Here is a 1,348-nt window from a genome sequence, read left to right as displayed (position 1 = left end):
AAATAACATATAAATCCTTGCGGAATTGTCTTTATATAGGTAATTCCGCATTCTTTTTTGAAATCCAAGCCCCCTAATCAAATAAGTCAAGTTCTTTTGGTGGTGAATTTGCCTTTTCAGCTATTATGATGAGTTCATCATTTTGTGGATTTTCCATAAATGAGATGAAATCAGTGTAATACATCAGTGTGAGCCTCAGCATGGTTACCAGCTGCGAGAAGGATACGTGTCTTTTTATCATTCTGGAGATAACGGTACAAAGCAGATTGGCAATGAGTACCACCCATGTCTGTATCTGTATGGCATTTACACTGTCACCATAGAAGAAATGCAGTGGGAAGTTCTGTTTGAGCTGCTTGTAAAGGGACTCTATAGCCCATCTTCGCTTGTAAATCTCCTCAAGGTCCTTTACATCAAGCTCAAAGTTATTGGTCAACAGGACAACTGACTTATGTGAGTTGTCACTCCACAGTTCCACTCGTCTTGCCTGGTGTCTTATCTCCCCCTTCTCAAAGACAATCTTCTTGTCTGTATGTGTAACCAATCCATCAGGGCTTACATAGGTTACTGAGGACAACTCCGTATAGGTGAGATTCTTCTTCATCTTGGTCACATAGCATACCCCTTCCTCTGTAAGTCGCTGGAACTGTGCATAATCAACGTATGCTCTGTCCATGGTAAGGGTAGCATCCTTAGGAAGATGCACTTCTTTAAGTAGATAATGATCATGCGTGGCGGCAGAGGTAAGCTGTACGACCATGGGAACGCCAACATGATACTTCATCACCGTATGAACCTTCATACCGCCTTTCTTCTTACCACTCTTGGGGTGTCTGCCTACACCCTTGAGTATGTTGTCAAAAAGGGTAATCGTAGTTGAATCCATCATATACAGAAGCTTTTCCCATGTCTTCTGTTCACCTTTAGGGCGGCTGTCCGATAAAAAAGAACCATAACGCTCTAAGAGGTACGCATAAACGCTTGCAAAGAACTCTTGTGGGCGACGCTTGTTGGCATCAGCAAGCGTACTACGACGGACGACATAGTCGATGCCAAGATGATGCAGTTTGTTTACTTCAGCCTTCATGCCTATCTCCACTTCCCGAAGAGAATCAAAGTGTTTGAGAACACCGAAAAGCATTATGACAAGGTGAGTCCACCCATCAAGACGCTTCACATAAGCTTCACTTCGGGGTGTTTCAAGGCTGATTTGCTTGATTTGTTGCTTATCGAGTAATTTTATTACCTGATTATAGACCGGCTGTCCGATAAAATGTGTACTTTTGCCCATGTTATTGAAGTTTTATCGCAGAAACAAAAGTAACAAAAAGGGCTGAAATCCAAATAC

General features: G+C 42.3%; 1 protein-coding gene. It reads right to left on the bottom strand.

Going from position 1 to position 1,348, the window contains the following annotated elements:
• Nucleotides 1-73: 73 nt before the first annotated feature.
• Nucleotides 74-1,291: an IS4 family transposase gene (locus HMPREF1505_RS05550; protein WP_036923638.1), complete on the bottom strand. Its 1,218-nt coding sequence runs from the start codon at nt 1,289-1,291 to the stop codon at nt 74-76.
• Between the last annotated feature and the right edge of the window lie 57 nt (nt 1,292-1,348).

The sequence above is a fragment of the Prevotella sp. ICM33 genome (genome assembly GCF_000517825.1).
Lineage (GTDB): Bacteria > Bacteroidota > Bacteroidia > Bacteroidales > Bacteroidaceae > Prevotella > Prevotella melaninogenica.
This window is presented reverse-complemented; position numbering and strand designations above follow the sequence as displayed.